Below are 22,332 nucleotides of genomic sequence, written 5' to 3' on the forward strand. Positions count from 1 at the left end.
CGGATAAGACGCTTAAGCGTCGCCATCCGGCGCAGAATTACTGTCTATTTCAATTCGTCGAATCTGTAGACCATCATCGGCCACAATTCTCAGCGTATCGCTGTTGCATTGCGGACACCGACGCACGCGTTGCGTCAGTAACGTGACATATTGCTGACAAGATTCGCACCAACATTCCGCTTCTTGTTCTTCGAGGTGGAGTTTACAACCTTCTGCAAGGGTCCCGCGGCATACCAGATCAAAACAAAAGGCGAGAGCGCTGGTTTCTACGCAAGAAAATGCGCCAATTTTGAGCCAGACCCCAGTTACTCGCTTTGCTCCGTGTTGCGTGGCCTGTTGTTCAATCAATTCCAGTGCCCGTTGGCAGAGGGTTATTTCGTGCATACCGCCTCCTATGAAGTTGTCGTATTAAAAGCAATAAACATGCCAGGTTGAATTTTTTCATTCGTGACAATGACGACGATGACGAAATGACACATCGTCACCCGCCTTTGATTTCTTATGTTTATGAAAATAAAGAAAATTAATTTTGGCATGAAATGTGCTTAAGGCTGTTCATCTCTGCTAAACGGGTAACCTGACATGACTATTTGGGAAATAAGCGAAAAAGCCGATTACATCGCTGAACGGCATCGTCGCCTACAGGACCAGTGGCGTATTTACTGCAACTCGCTGGTTCAGGGGATCACCTTGTCGAAAGCGCGTTTGCATCATGCGATGAGCTGTGCGCCGGACAAAGATCTGTGCTTTGTCCTTTTTGAACACTTCGTTATCTATGTCACGCTGGCGGATGGCTTTAACAGTCACACCATCGAGTATTACGTCGAAACGAAAGAGGGTGATGATAAACAACTGATTGCACAGGCACAGTTGACCATCGACGGTAAAGTTGATGAGCGTATCAGCAACCGCGATCGCGATCAGGTGCTGGAGCACTATCTCGAAAAAATCGCCAGCGTCTATGACAGCCTGTATACGGCGGTTGAAAACAATATGCCGGTGAATTTAAGCCAGCTGGTTGAGGGACATAGCCCGGCTTAAGCCTCGGGTGCTGCCCACGTTTGTCATGATGCGGCTTTACTTCTGCGTCACGACAGTTTAGGGAATGGGCATGTCGAAAATGTCGAAATGACATTTGCCTGACATGTTTTCGTCAAAAATGACTATCACCTGAGGAATGCCTGGTGAATCGTTTTGTAATTGCTGACTCCACTCTTTGTATCGGCTGCCACACCTGTGAAGCCGCCTGCTCAGAGACACATCGCCAGCATGGCCTGCAGTCAATGCCGCGCCTGAAAGTGATGTTAAATGAAAAAGAATCCGCGCCGCAGCTTTGCCACCAGTGTGAAGATGCGCCATGCGCTACCGTTTGTCCGGTTAATGCGATTAATCGCGTTGATGGTGCCGTACAGCTGAATGAAAGCCTGTGCGTAAGCTGCAAACTGTGCGGGATCGCCTGTCCGTTCGGTGCTATTGAGTTTTCCGGTAGCCGTCCGCTGCATATCCCGGCAAACGCCAATACATCAAAAGCGCCTCCGGCTCCGCCAGCTCCAGCTCGCGTAAGCACGCTGCTGGACTGGGTTCCGGGCGTTCGTGCCATCGCGGTGAAATGCGATCTGTGTAGTTTTGACGAGCAAGGTCCGGCCTGCGTACGCATGTGCCCGACCAAAGCCCTGCATCTGGTGAGCAACATGGATATCGCCCGCGCCAGCAAACGTAAACGTGAGCTGACTTTCAATACCGACTTCGGCGATCTCACCTTGTTTCAGCAGGCTCAAAGTGGAGATGCAAAATGAGCGCAATTTCACTGATTAACAGCGGCGTGGCCTGGTTTACAGCGGCTGCTGTTCTGGCATTTCTGTTTTCATTTCATAAACCACTGAGCGGCTGGATTGCAGGGGTTGGCGGTGCTGTTGGCAGTTTGTGTACGGCTGGCGCGGGTTTTATGGTGCTGACCAACGCGCTGGCGGTAAGCGGTGTGATGCCGTTTATTGGTCACAGCCTGCAAATTACCCCGTTGAACGCTATCTGGCTGATTACCCTGGGCCTGTGTGGTCTGTTTGTCAGCCTGTACAACATTGACTGGCATCGCCATCCACAGGTGAAAGCCAACGGCCTGCTGGTGAATCTGCTGATGGCCGCAGCGGTATGTGCGGTAGTTGCCAGCAACCTCGGTACGCTGGTGGTGATGGCGGAAATCATGGCACTGTGCGCGGTGTTCCTGACCGGTTGCAGTAAAGAGGGCAAACTGTGGTTTGCGCTGGGGCGCATCGGTACGCTGCTGTTGGCGATTGCCTGCTACCTGGTGTGGCAGCGCTACGGTACGCTGGAACTGCGTCTGCTCGATCTGCGCACCCAGGAGCTGCCGCTTGGGTCTGACATCTGGCTGCTGGGCGTGGCGGGTTTTGGCCTGCTGGCCGGGATTATCCCACTGCACGGATGGGTGCCACAGGCACATGCCAACGCCAGCGCGCCGGCTGCGGCACTGTTTTCTACCGTGGTCATGAAGGTCGGTCTGCTGGGTATTCTTTCCTTGTCCCTGCTGGGCGGTAACGCGCCGCTGTGGTGGGGCATTACGCTGTTGGTGCTGGGCATGATCACCGCATTTGTCGGCGGTCTGTATGCGTTAATGGAACATAACATCCAGCGTCTGCTGGCGTACCACACGCTGGAAAATATCGGCATTATTCTGCTGGGTCTGGGCGCTGGCGTAACCGGGATTGCGCTGAATCAACCGGCGCTGATTGCGTTGGGTTTGACCGGTGGTCTGTATCATCTGGTCAACCACAGCCTGTTCAAAAGCGTTCTGTTCCTCGGTGCTGGCAGCATCTGGTTCCGTACCGGTCATCGTGATATCGAGAAGTTGGGTGGTATCGGTAAACGTATGCCGGTTATCTCTCTGGCGATGCTGGTTGGCCTGATGGCGATGGCCGCACTGCCGCCGCTGAACGGTTTTGCCGGTGAGTGGGTCATCTATCAGTCCTTCTTTAAACTGGGTAACAGCGGCGCGTTTGTCGGTCGTCTGTTAGGGCCGTTGCTGGCGGTAGGACTGGCGATTACTGGCGCGCTGGCGGTGATGTGTATGGCGAAAGTGTATGGCGTTACGTTCCTTGGCGCGCCGCGCACGAAGGAAGCTGAAAATGCCTGCTGCGCGCCAATCCTGATGGGCGTGAGCGTGGTTGCGCTGGCTATCTGCTGCGTGATTGGCGGCGTTGCTGCGCCGTGGCTGCTGCCGATGATTTCCTCTGCCGTTCCATTGCCGCTGGAAACGGCGAACACCACCGTTTCTCAGCCGATGATCACGCTGCTGCTGATCGCGTGTCCGCTGCTGCCGTTCATCATCATGGCAATTTTCAAAGGCAACCGTCTGCCGTCGCGTTCACGCGGTGCGGCATGGGTGTGTGGTTACGATCACGAGCAGTCAATGGTTATTACCGCACACGGTTTTGCCATGCCGGTGAAAGAAGCCTTTGCCCCGGTACTCAAACTGCGTAAATGGCTGAACCCGGTATCACTGGTTCCGGGCTGGCAGAATGCGGCCGCCCCGGTACTGTTTCGTCGCCTGGCGTTGATTGAGCTGGCGGTGCTGGTGGTGATTGTGGTTTCACGAGGAGCCTGAAAATGAGTGTTTTATATCCGTTAATTCAGGCGCTGGTGCTGTTTGCCGTTGCGCCGCTGCTGTCCGGTGTGACCCGCGTGGCGCGTGCGCGTTTGCACAATCGCCGCGGTCCGGGCGTTTTGCAGGAATACCGCGACATTATCAAACTGCTGGGCCGTCAGAGCATTGCGCCTGCGGATTCCAGCTGGGTTTTCCGCCTGACGCCGTTTGTGATGGTGGGCGTGATGCTGACTATTGCCACCGCGTTACCGGTCGTGACTGTTGGTTCACCGCTGCCGCAATTGGGCGATCTGATCACCTTAATTTACCTGTTCGCCATCGCCCGTTTCTTTTTCTCTATCGCGGGTCTGGATACCGGTAGTCCGTTTACCGCTATTGGCGCCAGCCGTGAAGCGATGCTCGGCGTGCTGGTTGAACCTATCCTGCTGCTGGGTCTGTGGGTAGCGGCGCAGGTTGCGGGTTCAACGCATATCAGCAATATCGCCGATACCGTTTATCACTGGCCTGCTGCGCGCAGCATCCCGCTGATTCTGGCGCTGTGCGCCTGTGCTTTCGCCACCTTTATCGAAATGGGCAAACTGCCGTTCGATCTGGCGGAAGCAGAGCAGGAGTTGCAGGAAGGTCCATTGACCGAATACAGCGGCAGCGGTTTTGCGGTGCTGAAGTGGGGCATTAGCCTCAAACAATTGGTCGTTCTGCAAATGTTCGTCGGCGTGTTCCTGCCGTGGGGACAGATGGAAACCTTCACCGCGGGTGGGTTGCTGCTGGCGCTGGTGATTGCCGTCGTCAAGCTGGTCCTCGGCGTGCTGGTCATCGCCTTGTTCGAAAACAGCATGGCGCGTCTGCGTTTTTGCGCCACTTCACGCGTGACCTGGGCCGGTTTTGGGTTTGCGTTTTTAGCGTTCGTCTCCTTGCTGGTGGCGTGATTTAAGAGAGTTTGAGCATGTCTGAAGAAAAATTAGGTCAACACTATCTCGCCGCTCTGCACCAGGCCTTTCCGGGCGTGGTGCTGGATGAAGCCTGGCAGACTAAAGATCAGCTGACTATCACCGTCAAGGTGAACTACTTGCCGGAAGTGGTTGAGTTCCTGTACTACAAACAGGGCGGCTGGTTGTCCGTGCTGTTTGGTAACGACGAACGTCAGCTGTGCGGCCATTACGCCGTTTATTACGTGATGTCGATGGAGCAGGGCACCAAGTGCTGGATCACCGTCCGCGTTGAAGTGGATGCCAATAAGCTGGAATTCCCATCCGTCACGCCACGCGTTCCGGCTGCCGTCTGGGGCGAGCGTGAAGTGCGCGACATGTACGGTTTGATCCCGGTCGGTTTGCCGGATGAACGTCGTCTGGTGCTGCCGGATGATTGGCCGGACGAGCTGTATCCGCTGCGTAAAGACAGTATGGATTATCGTCAGCGCCCGGCGCCGACCACCGATGCTGAAACCTACGAGTTCATCAATGAACTGGGCGACAAGAAAAATAACGTGGTGCCGATTGGCCCGCTGCACGTGACCTCCGATGAACCCGGTCACTTCCGTCTGTTTGTTGACGGCGAGAACATCATCGACGCCGACTATCGTCTGTTCTATGTCCACCGCGGCATGGAGAAACTGGCGGAAACCCGTATGGGTTACAACGAAGTGACGTTCCTGTCGGACCGCGTGTGCGGCATCTGCGGTTTTGCCCACAGCACCGCCTATACCACCTCCGTAGAGAATGCGATGGGTATCGTGGTGCCGGAACGCGCGCAGATGATCCGCGCCATTCTGCTGGAAGTGGAACGCTTGCACTCGCATCTGCTGAACCTCGGCCTGGCCTGTCACTTCACCGGTTTTGACTCCGGCTTTATGCAGTTCTTCCGCGTGCGTGAAACGTCGATGAAGATGGCGGAGATCCTCACCGGGGCGCGTAAAACTTACGGTATGAACCTGATCGGCGGTATCCGTCGTGACCTGCTGAAAGACGATATGATCCAGACCCGTCAACTGGCGCAGCAGATGCGTCGTGAGGTGCAGGAACTAGTCGATATGCTGCTCAGCACGCCGAACATGGAACAGCGTACCGTGGGTATTGGCCGTCTGGATCCGGAGATCGCCCGCGACTTTAGTAACGTCGGTCCGATGGTTCGCGCCAGCGGTCACGCGCGTGATACCCGTGCCGATCACCCGTTTGTCGGCTATGGCCTGCTGCCGATGGAAGTGCACAGCGAGCAGGGTTGCGATGTTATTTCTCGTCTTAAAGTCCGTATCAATGAAGTCTATACCGCACTGAACATGATCGACTTTGGTCTGGACAACCTGCCGGGCGGCCCGCTGGCGGTGGAAGGCTTTACCTATATTCCTCACCGCTTCGCGCTGGGCTTTGCCGAAGCGCCGCGCGGGGATGACATCCACTGGAGCATGACCGGCGATAACCAGAAACTGTATCGCTGGCGCTGCCGTGCGGCAACCTACGCCAACTGGCCAACGCTGCGTTACATGCTGCGTGGCAACACTGTTTCCGATGCCCCGCTGATTATCGGTAGCCTCGATCCTTGCTACTCCTGTACCGACCGTATGACCGTGGTCGATGTGCGTAAGAAGAAGAGCAAAGTCGTGCCGTACAAAGAACTTGAGCGCTACAGCATCGAGCGTAAAAACTCGCCGCTGAAATAAGGAATCGCCATGTTTACCTTTATCAAAAAAGTCATCAAAACCGGGGCGCCGACGTCGTCGTATCCGCTGGAGCCGATTGCGGTCGATAAAAACTTCCGCGGCAAACCAGAGCACAATCCGCAGCAGTGCATTGGCTGCGCGGCCTGCGTTAATGCGTGTCCGTCTAACGCGCTGACGGTCGAAACCGATCTGGCTACCAATGAGCTGGCCTGGCAGTTCAACCTCGGTCGCTGCATCTTCTGCGCCCGCTGCGAAGAAGTTTGCCCGACGGCGGCGATCAAGCTGTCGCAGGAATATGAGCTGGCGGTATGGAAGAAAGAAGATTTCCTGCAGCAGTCTCGCTTTTCGCTGTGTAACTGCCGCGTCTGTAACCGCCCGTTCGCGGTACAAAAAGAGATTGATTACGCCATTGCGCTGCTCAAGCACAACGGTGACAGCCGCGCGGAAAACCACCGTGAAAGCTTTGAGACCTGCCCGGATTGTAAGCGCCAGAAATGTCTGGTGCCGTCTGACCGTATTGAACTGACTCGCCATATGAAAGAGGCCAGCTGATGAGCAATTTATTAGGCCCACGTGACGCCAACGGTATTCCGGTACCGATGACGGTGGATGAATCCATTGCCAGCATGAAAGCATCGCTGCTGAAAAGCATCAAGCGTTCAGCATATGTTTATCGTGTGGACTGCGGCGGCTGCAACGGCTGCGAAATCGAAATTTTCGCCACGCTCTCTCCGCTGTTTGATGCCGAACGCTTTGGTATCAAAGTGGTACCGTCGCCGCGTCATGCGGATATCCTGCTGTTTACCGGCGCGGTAACCCGCGCGATGCGTTCTCCGGCGCTGCGCGCCTGGCAGTCTGCGCCGGATCCGAAAATTTGTATCTCTTACGGCGCCTGCGGTAACAGCGGCGGTATCTTCCACGACTTATACTGCGTATGGGGCGGCACGGATAAAATCGTACCGGTGGACGTGTATATTCCTGGCTGTCCGCCGACGCCTGCGGCAACGCTGTACGGTTTTGCGATGGCGCTGGGTCTGCTGGAACAGAAAATTCATGCGCGTGCGCCAGGTGAACTGGACGAACAGCCCGCTGAAATTCTGCATCCGGATATGGTTCAGCCGCTGCGCGTCAAGGTGGACCGCGAAGCTCGCCGTTTGGCGGGTTATCGCTACGGTCGCCAGATTGCTGATGACTATATGACGCAGTTAGGGCAGGGTGAACATCAGGTGGCGCGCTGGCTGGAAGCGGAAAACGATCCGCGTCTGACCGAAATCGTCACGTATCTTAACCACGTAGTCGAAGAGGCGCGTATCCGATGAGTGAAACGGTGGTGTTCAGTCAACTGAGCCGTAAGTTTATTGATGAGAACGATGCGACGCCCGCAGAGGCGCAGCAGGTTGTCTATTACAGCCTGGCGATTGGTCACCACCTTGGGATCATCGATTGCCTGGAAGCGGCGTTAACCTGTCCGTGGGATGAATATCTGGCATGGATTGCCACGCTTGCCGAAGGAAGCGAAGCCCGCCGGAAAATGGAAGGCGTGCCGAAGTATGGCGAGATCGTCATCGATTTCAACCATGTGCAAATGCTGGCTCGCGCGTTTGATGCTGCGCGCGCCGTGCAGACTCCTCAGCAGCAGGAGTGGAGCAAGCTGATGCTCAGCATGCTGCATGATATTCACCAGGAAAGCGCCATCTATCTGATGGTGAGGAGACACCGTGACTGACGTTTTACTTTGTGTCGGCAACAGCATGATGGGCGATGACGGCGCGGGTCCGCTACTGGCGGAAATGTGCGCTGCCAGTCCTCAGGGCAACTGGGTTGTCATCGACGGCGGTAGCGCGCCGGAAAACGATATCGTCGCTATCCGTGAACTGCGCCCGCAGCGTCTGTTGATTGTGGATGCCACCGACATGGGGTTAAACCCTGGTGAAATCCGCATTATCGACCCTGATGATATTGCCGAAATGTTCATGATGACCACCCACAACATGCCGCTGAACTATCTGGTTGATCAGCTAAAAGAGGATGTTGGCGAGGTGATCTTCCTCGGCATTCAGCCGGATATTGTCGGTTTTTATTACCCGATGACGCAGCTAATCAAAGATGCGGTCGAGACAGTCTATCAACGATTAGCCAGGTGGGAAGGCCACGGTGGATTTTCCGAGTTAGAAGCGCCAGAAGACTAACCTTACCAGCGCCGGATGCCCGTGGCATCCGGCCTGTTTTGAGCCTCACACTCTCTGTTCTTCCGTTGCCTGCTCAATAATTAATTTCCCCTGCATCACCGAAACATTCACTGCCGTCCCGGTAGGGAATCCCGCTTGTTCCAGCCAGTCGCCGTTCAGCGTTAGCGAGGCATGCCGACTGATACGGAGCGTGAAACCCGTGTTACGATCTTCATGGCGTTTTCTGACATAACCCACTTTCAAACGACGTACGGGTTTGGTGATAGCCACTGCTGTTGTGCCATTTTCATCAGACATGAACGCTTCCTTGTGGTGAACGGATAAGAGCAAAAACTACTGAATAAAATGCCAGTAAAAATGCGCAAGGGCAAACCGGAAACTGGAAGGAAGATTCCACATTTGGAATGCAATTCATGAAATGAAAATAAGCGATTCAGCCGGAGGATTACAGACTCCTCCGGCTGAGCGGTTACGCCAGATCGGCCCCGTTACTGGCGATCACTTTTTTGTACCACCAGAATGATTTTTTTCGGGTACGCGCCAGCGTGCCTTGGCCCGCATCGTCCCGGTCTACATACACAAAACCGTAACGCTTGCTCATCTCGCCGGTTGAGGCGGAAACCAGATCGATACAGCCCCAGGTGGTGTAACCCATTAGCTGCACACCATCCTCAATGGCATCAGCCATGGCGCGGATGTGTTCGCGTAGATAGCGAATGCGATAGTCGTCATTGATCTCGCCGTTGGCATCGATTTCATCTTTCGCCCCCAGTCCGTTTTCCACCAGAAACAGCGGCTTCTGATAACGGTCATACATCATATTCATGGTGATGCGCAGGCCAAGCGGATCGATACCCCAGCCCCATTCGCTGGCGGCAATGTACGGATTACGCAGTGATTTCACTACGTTGGCAGCGCTGGTGTTGCCAGTGTTCATGTCAGCGGAGGCGCAGCGTGATGCGTAATAGCTAAACGAGACAAAATCGACGGTGTTCTTCAGGATGTCGTCATCTTCCGCGGCTTTTTCTATCGCCACGCCTTTTTCACGAAACACCCGGGCGGAGTAGGCGGGATAAGCCCCACGCGCCTGCACATCAATAAAGAACAGGTTTTCGCGGTCTTTTTCCAGCGCGGTCCACACATCTTCTGGTTTACAGGAATAAGGATAAAAATTACCGCCCGCCAGCATGCAGCCGACCCGATTTTGCGGATTTACTTCATGGGCGATTTTCGTCGCCAGGGCACTGGCAATCAGTTCGTGGTGGGCGGACTGATATTTCACCTGATCCTGATTTTCACCTTCTTCAAACACCAGCCCGGCGCCTGAAAAGGGGCTGTGTAGCATGATGTTGATTTCGTTGAACGTCAGCCAGTACTTCACCTGGCCGTCAAAGGCCTCGAAGCAGGTGCGGGCGTAACGGGTAAAGAACTCCACCATTTTGCGGTTCCGCCAGGAGCCGTACTCAGTAACCAGGTGCATGGGCACATCGAAGTGACATAGCGTGACTAACGGCTCAATACCGTATTTTTTACACTCGGCAAAAACGGCCCGGTAAAAAGCGATACCTTCTTCATTAGGCGCCAGTTCGTCGCCGTTAGGGTAGAGACGACTCCAGGCTATTGAGGTGCGAAAAACCGTAAACCCCATTTCCGCCATCAGCGCAATATCTTCTTTATAGCGATGATAAAAGTCGATTGCCTGATGGCTGGGATAAAATTCGTCATCCTGAAGCGTAAAGCGCTTCTCCTGACCCAGCTTAACGGGCATCCGATGTTCGCCGTGGGGGATCATATCGACGGTGGTCAGCCCTTTGCCGCCTTCCCGGTATGCCCCTTCAGACTGGTTGGCGGCCAGCGCGCCGCCCCATAAAAATCCTTGCGGAAAAACAGACATAGTTAACCTCAGTTCATGCCAGTCAAATGCTGGCTCCATTGATATTGCCCGGTTGTGCGGCCTGATTTTTTCTGGCCTGCGCGGCAGCATCTTCGACAGGAATATCTTCAAAGCCGAGAATCAGTGTTAATACAAAGGAAAGCACGACCGCCAGCGCCATCACGCCAAACACCCAGACAATGGTCATCGGATTAGCCGGATCGAAAAACTGGACGCTGGTGAACAGACCGGGGGCCGCCATGGAATGACTCGCCAGTCCAGCCATGCCGGCAACGGCGCCGCAAATAAACCCGCTGATTAGGCTCGCAATCAGTGGGCGTTTCAGACGGATCGCCACGCCGTACAGCGCGGGTTCGGAAATGCCAGCCATGATGGCTGACGCGGCGGCCGCTAACGCCGTCTGACGCAGTTCCGGGTTTTTGGTTTTCCATGCCACCGCCAGCGATGAACCACCCAGCGACAGATTGGCGCCGATTTCAGACGGCATCACCATGCCTTCTTTACCGGTTTCGGCAATGGTCTGGATAATGGTGGGCGTAAACACGCGGTGCATACCCGTCATCACCAACAGCGGCCACAATGCGCCCATAATGGCGACCGACAGCCAGCCGAGATAACCGTGAATGGTATAGACCAGCGCTGAAATTGCGCTACCGATCCAGATACCAATCGGACCGATTAAAACGATCGCGAGCGGGGCGGCGATCAGCACGATCAGCATCGGTTTGAGGAAGTTTTTTGTCACTGCCGGAGTGATACGATCCACCCAACGTTCGATGTATGACAGACACCAGGTCATGACCAGTGCCGGGATCACTGTGTAGGTATATTTCACCGCCGTCACCGGGATCAGGGCGAACTCAACGTGCTCACCCTGCGCAGCTTTTGCCATCAGATCGATAAAGCTGGGATGGACCAGCACACCCGCAATAGCAATTGCCAGCGACATGTTGGTTTTGAATTTAATGGCTGCCGAAGCGGCGACCATCAGCGGCAGGAAGAAAAATGCGCCGTCGCCGATAACGGTCAGAATGGTGAGGGTGGAAGATCCTTTCACCAGCACGCCGGTCATTTCCAGAACCATTGCCAGCAGCTTGAGCATTGATCCACCGATAATTGCCGGGATCAGCGGTGACATCGTGCCGATCAGCGCATCGAGGATCCCCGCGCCAATCCGTTTCAGCGTCAGCCGGGGTTTGGTTTGCGGCTCAGCAGGCTGCATGTTGGCTGGTAGCAGGCTGACAACTTCGCGATACGCCTGCGAAACGGTGTTGCCGATGATCACCTGACACTGATTATCGTTACGTACTACGCCCAGCACGCCAGGAAGCGTTTTCAGTGTCGCGCTATCGACCTGCGCATCATCTTTGATAACGAAACGCAAACGGGTCATACAGTGGGTCACTGCTGTGATGTTGTCGACGCCTCCCAGAGCCGTCACAACGGAGCGCGCCAGCGCTGCATAATTCTTGGACATCGGATTTAATCCTGTTTTATCAGTAGGGTACGTTATGTTTTTATCCGTTTGCGCAGGTCGCGTTTCTGAGTTGATGAAACTCAAATAGGAAACCGGTTCCACAAAAGAATGTTTAATTTATAATTTTTAAACAAGATTTAATTTTTATTATTTTTATAATCGTGATGATGATCACCAGATGTCAGGCGCCGCGTTTTAGCAGCAAGGACAGCGGCGAAACGGTGCAGTACACTGCGTCACATTAAGAGAAAAGGGATGAGTACTATGACCACTATGCTGGAAGTGGCGAAGCGGGCCGGGGTGTCGAAAGCGACGGTTTCCCGGGTGCTTTCCGGGAACGGTTACGTCAGCCAGGAAACCAAAGACCGTGTGTTTCAGGCCATTGAAGAGAGTGGTTACCGCCCTAATTTACTGGCGCGCAGTCTGGCAGCGAAGACCACGCAAACGCTGGGTCTGGTGGTGACCAACACTCTTTATCATGGCGTCTATTTCAGCGAGCTGCTGTTTCACACCGCGCGGATGGCGGAGGATAAGGGGCGCCAGTTGTTGCTGGCTGATGGTAAGCATAGCGCAGAGGAAGAGCGTCAGGCGATCCAGTACTTACTCGACCTGCGCTGTGACGCGATTATGATTTATCCGCGTTTTCTCAGCGTGGATGAAATAGACGAGATCATTGACGCGCACGCCCAGCCGATTATGGTGCTTAACCGACGGCTGCGTAAAAACAGTAGCCACAGCGTCTGGTGCGATCAAAAACAAACCAGCTTTAACGCCGTTGCGCAGTTGATTGCCGCCGGGCACCAGGAGATTGGTTTTATTACCGGCTCGATGGATTCACCTACCGGCGTGGAACGACTCTCAGGCTATAAAGACGCGCTGGCTGCGCATGGCATTCCGCTAAATAATGATTTGATTGTCAAAGGAAAATGGACGCCAGCCTGCGGTGCGGCGGGCGTTGATACCTTGCTTGCACGCAAGGTCAATTTTACCGCGCTGGTGGCCAGCAATGATGATATGGCGATAGGCGCGATGAAGCAGCTGCATGAGCAGGGTATCCGCGTGCCTGCCCAAGTGTCGGTGATTGGTTTCGATGATATCGCTATCGCGCCATACACTATTCCGGCGCTTTCCAGCGTCAAAATACCGGTGACGGAAATGATCCAGGAAACGATCGGCCGTCTGATATTTATGCTGGGCGATGGAGTGTTTACACCGCCAAAAATCTTCATCGGGGAACTCATTCAGCGCGACTCTGTTGCGCCGTATGTTTCGCGCTGACGGTTGTCATTTGTCATCGTCACTAGTGACGATGACACACCATTCTCACATCCATCAAAATAAAAACTCTTTAATAACAGTGCATTAAAATTTGGCACGATTCGTGAATGCTTCGGCAGATAATCTGTCATTGCTGGAGAAATTGATGAACCGTTTCATCATTGCAGACGCCAATAAATGCATTGGTTGCCGTACCTGTGAAGTGGCCTGCGTGGTATCCCATCAGGATAACCAGGACTGCGCATCGCTGACCCCTGAAACCTTTTTACCCCGCATTCACGTCATCAAAGGCGTTAACGTCTCCACGGCAACGCTGTGCCGCCAGTGTGAAGACGCGCCGTGCGCTAACGTCTGTCCGAACGGAGCAATCAGCCGTGATAAAGGCTTTGTCCACGTGATGCAGGAACGCTGCATTGGCTGTAAAACCTGCGTGGTGGCGTGTCCTTATGGGGCAATGGAAGTTGTCGTGCGTCCGGTTGTGCGTAACAGCGGCGCGGGCCTGAACGTTCGTGCAGAAAAAGCCGAAGCCAACAAGTGCGACTTGTGCCACCACCGTGAAGCGGGTCCTGCCTGTATGGAAGTCTGCCCGACTCACGCGCTGATTTATGTGGATCGCAATAAGCTTGAGCAACTGAGCGCTGAAAAACGCCGTCGCGCGGCGCTGGACTCCACCGCATCTTTGCTGTTCTGATCGCTAAAAATCCGCGTAAAATACGTGCCTGATGGCGCGCAGCTTTAAGGCCTACACGGGAGTCATGTAGGCCGGATAAGGCGCAGCCGCCATCCGGCAAACCGGGATAGATGACTGCGGGAAGGACATAATGACAATCAACAACCACTCCGGCGTACAACTGCGTATTCGCGGTAAGGTACAGGGCGTCGGCTTTCGCCCCTTCATCTGGCAACTGGCGCAGCGCCTGCAACTGCATGGCGACGTGTGCAACGACGGTGACGGTGTGGTGGTGCGCTTACAGGAAGATCCGGCGGAGTTTATTGCGCAATTGCATCAACATTGTCCGCCGCTGGCGCGCATTGATAGCATTGAGAGCGAACCATTCGCCTGGACGCAGCAGCCTGCCGATTTCTCGATTCGCCAAAGTGCAGGCGGCACGATGAATACGCAAATTGTCCCGGACGCCGCGACTTGTCCCGCATGCCTTGTTGAAATGAACACTCCCGGCGAACGTCGCTATCGCTACCCCTTCATCAACTGTACCCATTGTGGTCCGCGTTTTACGATTATCCGCGCCATGCCGTACGACCGTCCGTTTACCGTGATGGCGTCCTTCCCTCTCTGTTCGCAATGCGATACAGAGTATCGCGATCCCTACGACCGTCGCTTTCACGCCCAACCCGTTGCCTGCCCGCAATGCGGTCCACATCTTGAGTGGCTAAGCGCGGGTGAGAGAGCGGAAAAAGAAGAGGCGCTGCAGGCGGCGGTGGCGTTGCTAAAAGCGGGCGGCATTGTCGCTGTGAAAGGCATTGGTGGATTTCATCTGGTTTGCGATGCGCGAAATGATAACGCCGTAGCGCTACTCAGGCTGCGCAAACACCGTCCGGCAAAACCTCTGGCAGTGATGCTGCCTGGCGATGACGGGCTACCTGAAGCCGCACGTCGTCTGTTAACCGCCCCTGCCGCGCCGATCGTGCTGGTGCAGAAACGCTGTGTAGCGGCACTGAGCGAGGGAATTGCGCCAGGGTTAACGGAAGTTGGCGTCATGTTGCCAGCGAATCCGTTGCAGCATCTCCTGTTACAAGAGATGAATTGCCCGCTGGTAATGACCTCCGGCAACCTCAGCGGCAGGCCGCCAGCCATTACCAACGCGCAGGCGCTGGAAGATTTACGCGAGATTGCCGACGGTTTCCTGCTGCATAACCGCGAAATTGTGCAGCGTATGGATGACTCCGTGGTGCGTGAAAGCGGGGAAATGCTGCGCCGTTCGCGGGGTTACGTGCCGGATGCGATAGCACTGCCGCCGGGATTTCGCGACGTGCCGCCGATGCTGTGCTTAGGCGCGGATCTAAAAAATACCTTCTGTCTGGTGCGCGGCGAACAGGCGGTTATCAGTCAGCATTTGGGCGATCTCAGTGATGACGGCATCCAGCAGCAGTGGCGTGATGCGCTGCACCTGATCCAGAACATTTATGACTTTACGCCACAGCGTATTGTGCATGACGCCCATCCCGGCTATGTTTCCAGCCAGTGGGCCAGTGAGATGAATCTGCCGACCGAAACGGTGCTGCATCACCATGCGCATGCCGCTGCGAGCCTTGCCGAGCACGGTTGGCCGCTGGACGGTGGCGACGTGATTGCTCTGACGGTAGACGGTATCGGCATGGGGGCAAACGGCGCGCTGTGGGGCGGAGAGTGTTTGCGGGTCAACTATCGTGAATGCGAACACTTGGGTGGCTTACCCGCGGTCGCGCTGGCGGGCGGCGATCTGGCGGCAAAGCAGCCGTGGCGTAACCTGCTCGCGCAGTGTCTGCGTTTTGTCCCTGACTGGCAGCGTTACCCGGAAACATCGGCGCTGCAACAGCAAAACTGGAACGTGCTGGCACGCGCCATTGAGCGGGGGATCAATGCCCCGCTGGCGTCATCGTGCGGACGGCTGTTTGATGCCGTTGCCGCCGCGCTCCAGTGCGCTCCGACTTCATTGAGTTATGAAGGCGAGGCCGCCTGCGCGCTGGAGGCGTTGGCCTCGCAATGTGATGGTGTTGAGCATCCGGTAACCATCCCGTTGCAAGGTAATGAACTTGACCTGGCTGTGTTTTGGCAGCAATGGCTGAACTGGCAGGGGGCGTCTGCAGCAAGGGCGTGGGCGTTTCATGATGCGCTGGCGTGTGGGTTTGCCACGCTGATGCGTGAGCAGGCCGAAGCGCGTGGCGTGAAGACGTTAGTATTCAGCGGTGGCGTGATGCATAACCGTTTGTTGTCATCGCGGCTGGCATTTTATCTGGCTGATTTCACCTTACTGTTTCCGCAGCGTTTACCGGCGGGGGATGGGGGATTATCTCTGGGGCAGGGCGTGATTGCCGCGGCGCGGGCGTTCGCGGAAGGGTAAGATGCCGGATGGCGGCTGCGCCTTATCCGGCCTACAAATAGATGCTTGCTCGTAGGCCGGATAAGGCGCGAAGCGCCGCCATCCGGCATCACAAACTTACATGGGCAATGTTTTCAGCAGCGCAAAGGCTTCTTTCATCCGGTCTTCACTGACCACAAACGCACATAGCTGGCCTTCTTCGTTCATTCCTCTGGCCACCATACCTTGCGCTTCAGCGGCAATATGCCAGTTCAGATCGCGACGCTGGGTTTCCCCTGCCAGATGTAATGGCAGTTCCGGCGTTTTAACTTTTACCAGCATGGCAGGCAGCTTCAATGGCGCATTGCCGCCGAGCAGGTTTTTCGCCAGATACATGGCGCTCAGTTGAATCGGCTGCAGGAACGGCAGCACCTGACCGTTAATTTCCGCACAGTCGCCGAGCGCATAAATATCCGGGTGACTGGTTTGCAGATAGCTGTCGACGCAGACGCCACGATTGATGTTCAATCCGGCGCGACGGGCCAGCGCCGTTTCCGGGCGCAGACCGGTGGCGGCGATCACTGCATCGACGTCTACGCTGCGGCTACGATCGAGCGTGGCGCGAATACCCGATTCATTTTTTTCCAGACCCTGAAGCTGGGATTTCAGCAGCAGATGCACACCCATATCGGTCAGACGATGCTGTAAGCGACTGCTGACTTCCGGTGGCATCAGCGAGGCCAGAATGCTGGCGGCGTTGTCGATAAGCGTTACCGCTTTACCGGCACGACAAAAATCCATCGCCAGTTCACTGCCAATTAAGCCACCGCCGACAATGAGTACCCGCTGGGCATCACGCAGTTGCGTTTCACAGGCGCGGTATTCTTGCTGGCTGTTCAGTGTGAGCATTAACTCACGTCCGGTAACTGGAGGCACAAAGGCTGAAGCCCCCGTAGCCAGAACCAGCTTGTCATACTGCCACTGTTGGTCCTGACTTTTCACGATGTGGGCATCGGCGTCGATGTCGGTCACCCAGGTGTATGGGAACAGGCGCAAGTTAAACTGTTCGGCAAACTCCCCCGCCGACTGGCGGGTGAGGTCGTCTGCACGCTGTGCCTGACTGATAACGTGGCTGAGATCGGGCTTGTTGTACTCATCCATGCTGTCAGCGGCAATCAGGGTCAACGGAACAGTTGCATCCTGTTTACGGATATTTTTGACTAACTGGCGGGCGGCGAAGCCCGAACCAATAATGACAATTCCGCGGCTCATTTTGCCTCCGTTGCCAGTACGTCGAAGACGTCTTTACCTAATGAACATTCCGGGCACAGGAAGTTATCCGGCACGTCGCTCCATGGGGTACCTGGCGCGACATCCTGCAACGGTTCACCTTTTGCTGGATCGTAAATCCACTGACACACGCTGCACTGCATGCTTGGGCCGAGGTCAGCCGCAGCCGCAGCGGCACAGGCGCACTCTTCTTCTTTGGTTGCCGCTTTTACCGCCGTTTCCGGCAGCGGAGCAAGCGCCCACTGACGTGCAATTTCACGACCGTGCTGACGACACAGTTCCAGCGCATCCAGATCCGGACGCCATTTCGCCTTCAGGCTCAGCGACATCTCAAAACCTGCATCCTGTAAACGGGTGGACAGGCGGTCTACTGCGCCGCCGCTCCAGCCGTGAGAACCAAAGGCGCTGGCGCGTTTGTTACGAAAACGCAGACCGGTCATCTCTTCCACCAGTCCGGCGATTTTCGGCATCATCACGTTGTTCATGGTGGAGGTACCGACCAGCACGCCTTTAGAGCGGAAGACGTTGGTCAGGACTTCGTTTTTGTCGCTACGTGCGACGTTAAAGATTTTCACCGCCACGTTCGGGTCAACTTCGTTGATGCCCTGGGCTATGGCGTCCGCCATCATGCGGGTGTTGTTGGACATGGTGTCGTAGAAGATGGTGATGCGGTCTTCCTGATAATCGGCCGCCCATTTCAGGTACAGCTCAACGATCTGCGTTGGGTTTTCGCGCCATACCACACCGTGAGAAGTCGCAATCATATCCACCGGCAGGTTGAAGCCGAGGATTTCAGTGATTTTCGGTGTCACCAGACGGCTGAACGGGGTCAGGATGTTGGCGTAGTAGCGTTGGCATTGTTCGAACAGTTCGGTCTGGTCAACTTCGTCGTTGAACAGGCGTTCGTCGCAGTAATGCTGGCCGAAGGCGTCGTTACTGAACAGTACCGCATCGCCGGTCATGTAGGTCATCATGCTGTCAGGCCAGTGCAGCATCGGCGTTTCAACAAAGATCAGCTGTTTGCCGTTGCCGATGTCCAGAGAATCACCGGTTTTCACCACGTTGAAGTTCCACTCCGGATGATGGTGGTGGCCGGTGATGGAATCAATTGCGTTAGCGGTGCAGTAAATTGGCGTGTCCGGGATGCAAGACATCAGTTCGGTCAGCGCTCCGGCGTGGTCTTCTTCTGCGTGGTTAATGATGATGTAGTCGATATCCGCGAGGTCAATTTCACTGCGCAGGTTCTGCACGAATTCACGGCTAAACTTATGGTCTACTGTATCGATCAGCACGTTTTTTTCTTCACGGATGAGATAGCTGTTGTAGCTGCTGCCGCGCAGCGTTTTGTATTCAGTGCCGTGGAAATCACGCACTTCCCAGTCACGTTGGCCAACCCAATGAATGTTATTTTTAACCAGAATAGACATAGCAACCTCAATTAATTCAGCGTTTTTCTAAAAAAGATGTTTTGCTTATTGCATGTTGTGTGCCAACTTTTTAATCATTTGATTTTTAATGGTTTATTATTTATTGCTTATAAGGTGGTAGTCAAAATGACTGTTCATTTCATTGTCAATATGACAATATGAATTGTCAAAATGACAATGAGGTTGCCATGAGCTTTTCAGTAGATGTGCTGGCGGGTATCGCCATCGAATTACAAAGCGGTATCGGACATCAGGACCGCTTTCAGCGCCTGATCACGACTTTGCGCCAAGTGCTGGAGTGCGACGCATCGGCACTGCTGCGCTACGAGTCACGACAGTTTATCCCGCTGGCTATCGATGGCCTGGCGCAGGATGTTCTGGGCCGCCGCTTCACGCTGGAGGGACATCCGCGGCTGGAGGCGATTGCCCGCGCCGGGGACGTGGTACGTTTTCCTGCCGACAGCGATCTGCCCGATCCTTATGACGGGTTAATCCCGGGTCAGGAGAGCCTGAAGGTCCATGCCTGCATTGGGTTGCCGTTGTTTGCCGGACAAAATCTGATTGGTGCGTTAACGCTGGATGGCATGGAGCCCGATCAGTTCGATGTCTTCAGCGATGAAGAGCTGAGGCTGATTGCCGCTCTGGCGGCGGGGGCGCTGAGTAATGCGTTGCTGATTGAACAACTGGAAAGCCAGAATATGCTGCCGGGTTCGTCGACGGCTTTCGAGCAGGTGACGGAAACCCAGATGATTGGCCTGTCGCCCAATATGATGCAGTTGAAAAAAGAGATTGAGATTGTTGCAGGGTCCGATCTCAACGTATTGATCAGCGGCGAAACCGGGACCGGGAAGGAGCTGGTAGCCAAAGCTATCCATGAAGGTTCGCCGCGTGCGGTGAATCCGCTGGTGTATCTCAACTGCGCGGCGTTGCCCGAAAGCGTGGCGGAAAGTGAACTTTTTGGTCACGTAAAAGGGGCTTTTACCGGGGCTATCAGTAATCGTAGCGGTAAGTTTGAAATGGCGGATAACGGCACGCTGTTTCTCGACGAAATTGGCGAACTCTCGCTGGCGTTGCAGGCCAAGCTGCTGCGCGTATTACAGTATGGCGATATTCAGCGTGTGGGGGACGATCGCAGCCTGCGCGTTGACGTGCGCGTACTGGCGGCGACCAATCGTGATTTACGCGAAGAGGTGCTGGCGGGGAATTTTCGCGCAGATCTGTTTCATCGCCTGAGCGTTTTTCCCCTTTCCGTGCCGCCACTGCGTGAGCGCGGCGAAGATGTAGTGCTGCTGGCGGGCTATTTTTGCGAGCAATGTCGGCTGCGGCTGGGACTTTCCCGCGTGGTGTTAAGCCCCGGCGCGCGTAATCATCTGCTGAGTTACGGCTGGCCCGGAAACGTGCGCGAGCTGGAACATGCCATTCATCGGGCGGTTGTGCTGGCAAGGGCTACCCGGGCAGGGGATGAGGTGGTGCTGGAGGCACAGCATTTTGCCTTGCAGGATGAAAGCCCTGTACCGCAGCCGGACGTCGTGGCAGAGATCCCGCAGCATCACAATTTGCGTGAGGCAACGGAGTCATTTCAGCGCGAGATGATCCGCCGGGCCTTGGCGCAAAATAATCACAATTGGGCGGCAAGCGCGCGGGCGCTGGAAACAGACGTCGCCAACCTGCACCGGCTGGCGAAACGCCTGGGGCTGAAGGATTAGATAATACCGGCCTGATAGAAATCCTGCAGGTTGATAGCACCGGTGAGTTTCCCGTTTTCATCTATCACCGGTGCGGCAGTGATTTTGCGTTTCATCAGGATCTCTTTGGCGTCAATCGCGCGGCTCTGCGCCTGCAGCGTAATGCCATTATGGGTCATTGCTTCGCTAACCTGCGTGGTGAGCGCGCCGCCGCCAACCAGCCAGCGGCGCAGGTCGCCGTCGGTAAAGACGCCTTTCACCAGCGACGCATCGTCACAAACAGCCACCAGACCAAGGCCCGTGCGGCTCAGCTCCAGCATCGCGTCCATGACGCTGGTGGTCAGAGTCACCTGCGGAATGGCATCGTCACGGCGCATCAGATGATGCACTTTATTTAACAGACGAGCGCCCAGCGCGCCAGCCGGATGCGAGCGGGCAAAATCTTCTTCGTTAAAGCCGCGCGCCTGCATCACGGCGATTGCGAGCGCGTCGCCCATCATCAGCGTGTTCACGGTGCTGGAGGTCGGCGCCAGGCGCATCGGGCAGGCTTCACGTTCAACAGAAATATCCAGCACGGCTTTGGCCGCCAGGCCCAGCGGCGAAGTCGGTTTTCCGGTCATTGCCAGCAGGGCGACGGATTTGTCTTCCAGGCGCGGGATGATGAGATCCAGCTCTTTCGCACCGCCGGAGTAGGAGATAAACAGCATGACATCACGGCTTTCGATCATCCCTAAGTCGCCGTGCAGGGCTTCAGCGGGATGCACAAAAAAGGCTGGGGTGCCGGTACTGGCGAGGGTCGCAGCAATTTTTTTGCCAATATGGCCTGATTTGCCAATCCCGGAGACAATGACTTTGCCTTCACAGTGGATGATCGTATTGGCGGCGCGGACAAAATCATCGCCCAGCCGCTCTGGCAGTCGGCTGGCTTCCTGTAGTTCCAGCATTAACGTCTGACGGCCCGCGTTCAGTAGTGCATCACTCATTGGTTTCTCCGGTTATGATTACTTCAATCCCTTTTGCTTCCAGCGCCTGACGAAATGCAGGGTCGATACCCGCATCGGTAATCAGCTTGTCGACGCTTTCCAGACTGCACACAACATTAGGGCTTTTACGCCCAAATTTTGAGGAGTCGGCCATCAGAATCACTTCGCGAGCGGCATTGCACATCGCTTTACTGACGCTAAACACCTCATTAAAGGTGGTCACGCCGGCATTGAGATCAATGCCGTCGGTACCCATGAAGAGTTTATCAAAGCTGAATTGCTCAAAGGCGTTTTCTGCCAGCTGACCGTGAAATGACGCAGATTTTTTGCGAAAGGTCCCGCCGGGCATCAGGATGGTTTGCTCGTTGTCCAACTCCGAAAGGGCGTTAACAATGTGCAGACTGTTGGTCATGACGGTGATGTTGCTAAAGCGGGTAAGCATCGGCACCATCTGCAATACGGTGCTGCCCGCATCCAGAATGATGGAATCGCCATCATGGATATAATGGACGGCAGCTTCGGCAATCTGCTCTTTTTTGTGCGTGTTGATTAGCGTTTTGTGATCGATAGGCGGATCGGATTCGTCTTTATTTAACACCACGCCGCCATAGGTACGAATGACGGTTCCGGCATTTTCCAGAATGACCAGGTCTTTGCGAATGGTTGTGCCGGTCGTGTCAAAGTAGTGGGCCAGTTCTTCAACCGAGCATTTTCCCTGCTTTTGCAGGTGCTCCAGTATGGCAGCCTGACGCTGACGAGGTTTCATAGGCGTGATTACCCTGACTTAATAAGTTGCAAAATGATAATTTCGCAAGCT

At 55.1% G+C, this 22,332-nt stretch carries 21 protein-coding genes; 13 read left to right on the forward strand and 8 right to left on the reverse strand.

Annotation, left to right across the window (positions count from 1 at the left end):
* Positions 1-12 precede the first annotated feature (12 nt).
* Positions 13-384: a hydrogenase maturation nickel metallochaperone HypA gene (hypA, locus tag FDX04_RS13395; RefSeq protein WP_137361210.1), complete on the reverse strand. Its 372-nt coding sequence runs from the start codon at positions 382-384 to the stop codon at positions 13-15.
* A gap of 198 nt (positions 385-582) precedes the next feature.
* Between hypA and hycA the strand changes: the two genes are divergently transcribed.
* The 9 genes from hycA (at position 583) to hycI (ending at position 8,461) form a co-directional block, all read left to right on the forward strand.
* Positions 583-1,041 carry a formate hydrogenlyase regulator HycA gene (gene hycA / locus FDX04_RS13400; RefSeq protein ID WP_042310585.1) on the forward strand — a complete coding sequence of 153 codons (459 nt, stop codon included), beginning with the start codon at positions 583-585 and terminating at the stop codon, positions 1,039-1,041.
* 143 nt (positions 1,042-1,184) lie between these two features.
* Entirely contained in the window at positions 1,185-1,796 is a 612-nt protein-coding gene (gene hycB, locus FDX04_RS13405; RefSeq protein ID WP_032940517.1) for a formate hydrogenlyase subunit HycB, read from the forward strand.
* Positions 1,793-3,619 carry a formate hydrogenlyase subunit 3 gene (gene hycC / locus FDX04_RS13410; RefSeq protein WP_137361209.1) on the forward strand — a complete coding sequence of 609 codons (1,827 nt, stop codon included), beginning with the start codon at positions 1,793-1,795 and terminating at the stop codon, positions 3,617-3,619. The genes hycB and hycC overlap by 4 nt, the downstream gene beginning before the upstream one ends.
* 2 nt (positions 3,620-3,621) lie before the next feature.
* Positions 3,622-4,545 (forward strand): respiratory chain complex I subunit 1 family protein, encoded by a 924-nt coding sequence (locus FDX04_RS13415; protein WP_042310580.1) that lies wholly within the window; start codon positions 3,622-3,624, stop codon positions 4,543-4,545.
* A gap of 17 nt (positions 4,546-4,562) precedes the next feature.
* Positions 4,563-6,272: a formate hydrogenlyase subunit HycE gene (gene hycE / locus FDX04_RS13420; protein ID WP_006687169.1), complete on the forward strand. Its 1,710-nt coding sequence runs from the start codon at positions 4,563-4,565 to the stop codon at positions 6,270-6,272.
* Between the two features lie 9 nt (positions 6,273-6,281).
* Positions 6,282-6,824 (forward strand): formate hydrogenlyase subunit HycF, encoded by a 543-nt coding sequence (gene hycF / locus FDX04_RS13425; RefSeq protein ID WP_061382331.1) that lies wholly within the window; start codon positions 6,282-6,284, stop codon positions 6,822-6,824.
* A complete protein-coding gene (gene hycG, locus FDX04_RS13430; RefSeq protein ID WP_079226087.1) occupies positions 6,824-7,591 on the forward strand; it encodes a formate hydrogenlyase subunit HycG in 768 nt (255 codons plus the stop codon). Before hycF ends, hycG begins: the two co-directional genes overlap by 1 nt.
* On the forward strand, positions 7,588-7,998 hold the full coding sequence (locus FDX04_RS13435) for a formate hydrogenlyase maturation HycH family protein (protein ID WP_137361208.1): 411 nt from the start codon (positions 7,588-7,590) through the stop codon (positions 7,996-7,998). The genes hycG and FDX04_RS13435 overlap by 4 nt, the downstream gene beginning before the upstream one ends.
* The gene (gene hycI / locus FDX04_RS13440) at positions 7,991-8,461 is read left to right on the forward strand and encodes a hydrogenase maturation peptidase HycI (protein WP_137361207.1); all 471 of its coding nucleotides are present in this window, start codon (positions 7,991-7,993) and stop codon (positions 8,459-8,461) included. The genes FDX04_RS13435 and hycI overlap by 8 nt, the downstream gene beginning before the upstream one ends.
* Positions 8,462-8,506: 45 nt before the next feature.
* Here hycI and FDX04_RS13445 read toward each other — a convergent pair whose 3' ends face one another.
* From FDX04_RS13445 to ascF, 3 genes are all read right to left on the reverse strand, one after another.
* Complete coding sequence (locus tag FDX04_RS13445) at positions 8,507-8,758, reverse strand: SymE family type I addiction module toxin (protein WP_042310574.1); 252 nt, start codon at positions 8,756-8,758, stop codon at positions 8,507-8,509.
* A 172-nt stretch (positions 8,759-8,930) separates the two neighbouring features.
* Positions 8,931-10,355 (reverse strand): 6-phospho-beta-glucosidase, encoded by a 1,425-nt coding sequence (locus FDX04_RS13450; RefSeq protein WP_137371072.1) that lies wholly within the window; start codon positions 10,353-10,355, stop codon positions 8,931-8,933.
* A 22-nt stretch (positions 10,356-10,377) separates the two neighbouring features.
* Positions 10,378-11,832 (reverse strand): PTS cellobiose/arbutin/salicin transporter subunit IIBC, encoded by a 1,455-nt coding sequence (gene ascF / locus FDX04_RS13455; RefSeq protein ID WP_137371073.1) that lies wholly within the window; start codon positions 11,830-11,832, stop codon positions 10,378-10,380.
* Between the two features lie 264 nt (positions 11,833-12,096).
* Here ascF and FDX04_RS13460 point away from each other — a divergent pair, with 264 nt between their 5' ends.
* From FDX04_RS13460 to hypF, 3 genes are all read left to right on the forward strand, one after another.
* Positions 12,097-13,110, forward strand: a complete 1,014-nt coding sequence (locus FDX04_RS13460; protein ID WP_042310567.1) for a LacI family DNA-binding transcriptional regulator — start codon at positions 12,097-12,099, stop codon at positions 13,108-13,110.
* 145 nt (positions 13,111-13,255) lie between these two features.
* Positions 13,256-13,801 (forward strand): electron transport protein HydN, encoded by a 546-nt coding sequence (gene hydN / locus FDX04_RS13465; protein ID WP_003037366.1) that lies wholly within the window; start codon positions 13,256-13,258, stop codon positions 13,799-13,801.
* A gap of 130 nt (positions 13,802-13,931) precedes the next feature.
* Entirely contained in the window at positions 13,932-16,172 is a 2,241-nt protein-coding gene (gene hypF / locus FDX04_RS13470) for a carbamoyltransferase HypF (RefSeq protein WP_137361204.1), read from the forward strand.
* Between the two features lie 96 nt (positions 16,173-16,268).
* Here hypF and norW read toward each other — a convergent pair whose 3' ends face one another.
* Together norW and norV are read right to left on the reverse strand one after the other, a co-directional pair.
* Entirely contained in the window at positions 16,269-17,402 is a 1,134-nt protein-coding gene (gene norW / locus FDX04_RS13475) for an NADH:flavorubredoxin reductase NorW (protein ID WP_137371074.1), read from the reverse strand.
* Positions 17,399-18,847: an anaerobic nitric oxide reductase flavorubredoxin gene (norV, locus tag FDX04_RS13480; protein ID WP_137349497.1), complete on the reverse strand. Its 1,449-nt coding sequence runs from the start codon at positions 18,845-18,847 to the stop codon at positions 17,399-17,401. Before norV ends, norW begins: the two co-directional genes overlap by 4 nt.
* Positions 18,848-19,035: 188 nt before the next feature.
* Here norV and norR point away from each other — a divergent pair, with 188 nt between their 5' ends.
* Positions 19,036-20,553: a nitric oxide reductase transcriptional regulator NorR gene (gene norR / locus FDX04_RS13485; protein ID WP_085048872.1), complete on the forward strand. Its 1,518-nt coding sequence runs from the start codon at positions 19,036-19,038 to the stop codon at positions 20,551-20,553.
* Here norR and gutQ read toward each other — a convergent pair.
* Both gutQ and FDX04_RS13495 read right to left on the reverse strand, forming a co-directional pair.
* The gene (gutQ, locus tag FDX04_RS13490; protein ID WP_137371075.1) at positions 20,550-21,515 is read right to left on the reverse strand and encodes an arabinose-5-phosphate isomerase GutQ; all 966 of its coding nucleotides are present in this window, start codon (positions 21,513-21,515) and stop codon (positions 20,550-20,552) included. The two genes, norR and gutQ, sit on opposite strands and share 4 nt — an antisense overlap.
* Positions 21,508-22,281, reverse strand: a complete 774-nt coding sequence (locus FDX04_RS13495; protein WP_137361200.1) for a DNA-binding transcriptional repressor — start codon at positions 22,279-22,281, stop codon at positions 21,508-21,510. The genes gutQ and FDX04_RS13495 overlap by 8 nt, the downstream gene beginning before the upstream one ends.
* Between the last annotated feature and the right edge of the window lie 51 nt (positions 22,282-22,332).

The sequence above is a fragment of the Citrobacter sp. wls615 genome, assembly GCF_005281355.1.
In the GTDB taxonomy this organism is placed as follows: Bacteria; Pseudomonadota; Gammaproteobacteria; order Enterobacterales; family Enterobacteriaceae; genus Citrobacter; species Citrobacter werkmanii.

Coding starts and splice junctions, on each gene's coding strand:
- norV (WP_137349497.1), bottom strand. CDS start 18,847: ATGTCTATTCTGGTTAAAAATAACATTCATTGGGTTGGCCAACGTGAC.
- hycG (WP_079226087.1), top strand. CDS start 6,824: ATGAGCAATTTATTAGGCCCACGTGACGCCAACGGTATTCCGGTACCG.
- hycA (WP_042310585.1), top strand. CDS start 583: ATGACTATTTGGGAAATAAGCGAAAAAGCCGATTACATCGCTGAACGG.
- gutQ (WP_137371075.1), bottom strand. CDS start 21,515: ATGAGTGATGCACTACTGAACGCGGGCCGTCAGACGTTAATGCTGGAA.
- norR (WP_085048872.1), top strand. CDS start 19,036: ATGAGCTTTTCAGTAGATGTGCTGGCGGGTATCGCCATCGAATTACAA.
- ascF (WP_137371073.1), bottom strand. CDS start 11,832: ATGTCCAAGAATTATGCAGCGCTGGCGCGCTCCGTTGTGACGGCTCTG.
- hypA (WP_137361210.1), bottom strand. CDS start 384: ATGCACGAAATAACCCTCTGCCAACGGGCACTGGAATTGATTGAACAA.
- hycC (WP_137361209.1), top strand. CDS start 1,793: ATGAGCGCAATTTCACTGATTAACAGCGGCGTGGCCTGGTTTACAGCG.
- hycF (WP_061382331.1), top strand. CDS start 6,282: ATGTTTACCTTTATCAAAAAAGTCATCAAAACCGGGGCGCCGACGTCG.
- FDX04_RS13445 (WP_042310574.1), bottom strand. CDS start 8,758: ATGTCTGATGAAAATGGCACAACAGCAGTGGCTATCACCAAACCCGTA.
- FDX04_RS13435 (WP_137361208.1), top strand. CDS start 7,588: ATGAGTGAAACGGTGGTGTTCAGTCAACTGAGCCGTAAGTTTATTGAT.
- norW (WP_137371074.1), bottom strand. CDS start 17,402: ATGAGCCGCGGAATTGTCATTATTGGTTCGGGCTTCGCCGCCCGCCAG.
- FDX04_RS13460 (WP_042310567.1), top strand. CDS start 12,097: ATGACCACTATGCTGGAAGTGGCGAAGCGGGCCGGGGTGTCGAAAGCG.
- hycE (WP_006687169.1), top strand. CDS start 4,563: ATGTCTGAAGAAAAATTAGGTCAACACTATCTCGCCGCTCTGCACCAG.
- FDX04_RS13415 (WP_042310580.1), top strand. CDS start 3,622: ATGAGTGTTTTATATCCGTTAATTCAGGCGCTGGTGCTGTTTGCCGTT.
- FDX04_RS13495 (WP_137361200.1), bottom strand. CDS start 22,281: ATGAAACCTCGTCAGCGTCAGGCTGCCATACTGGAGCACCTGCAAAAG.
- hydN (WP_003037366.1), top strand. CDS start 13,256: ATGAACCGTTTCATCATTGCAGACGCCAATAAATGCATTGGTTGCCGT.
- hypF (WP_137361204.1), top strand. CDS start 13,932: ATGACAATCAACAACCACTCCGGCGTACAACTGCGTATTCGCGGTAAG.
- FDX04_RS13450 (WP_137371072.1), bottom strand. CDS start 10,355: ATGTCTGTTTTTCCGCAAGGATTTTTATGGGGCGGCGCGCTGGCCGCC.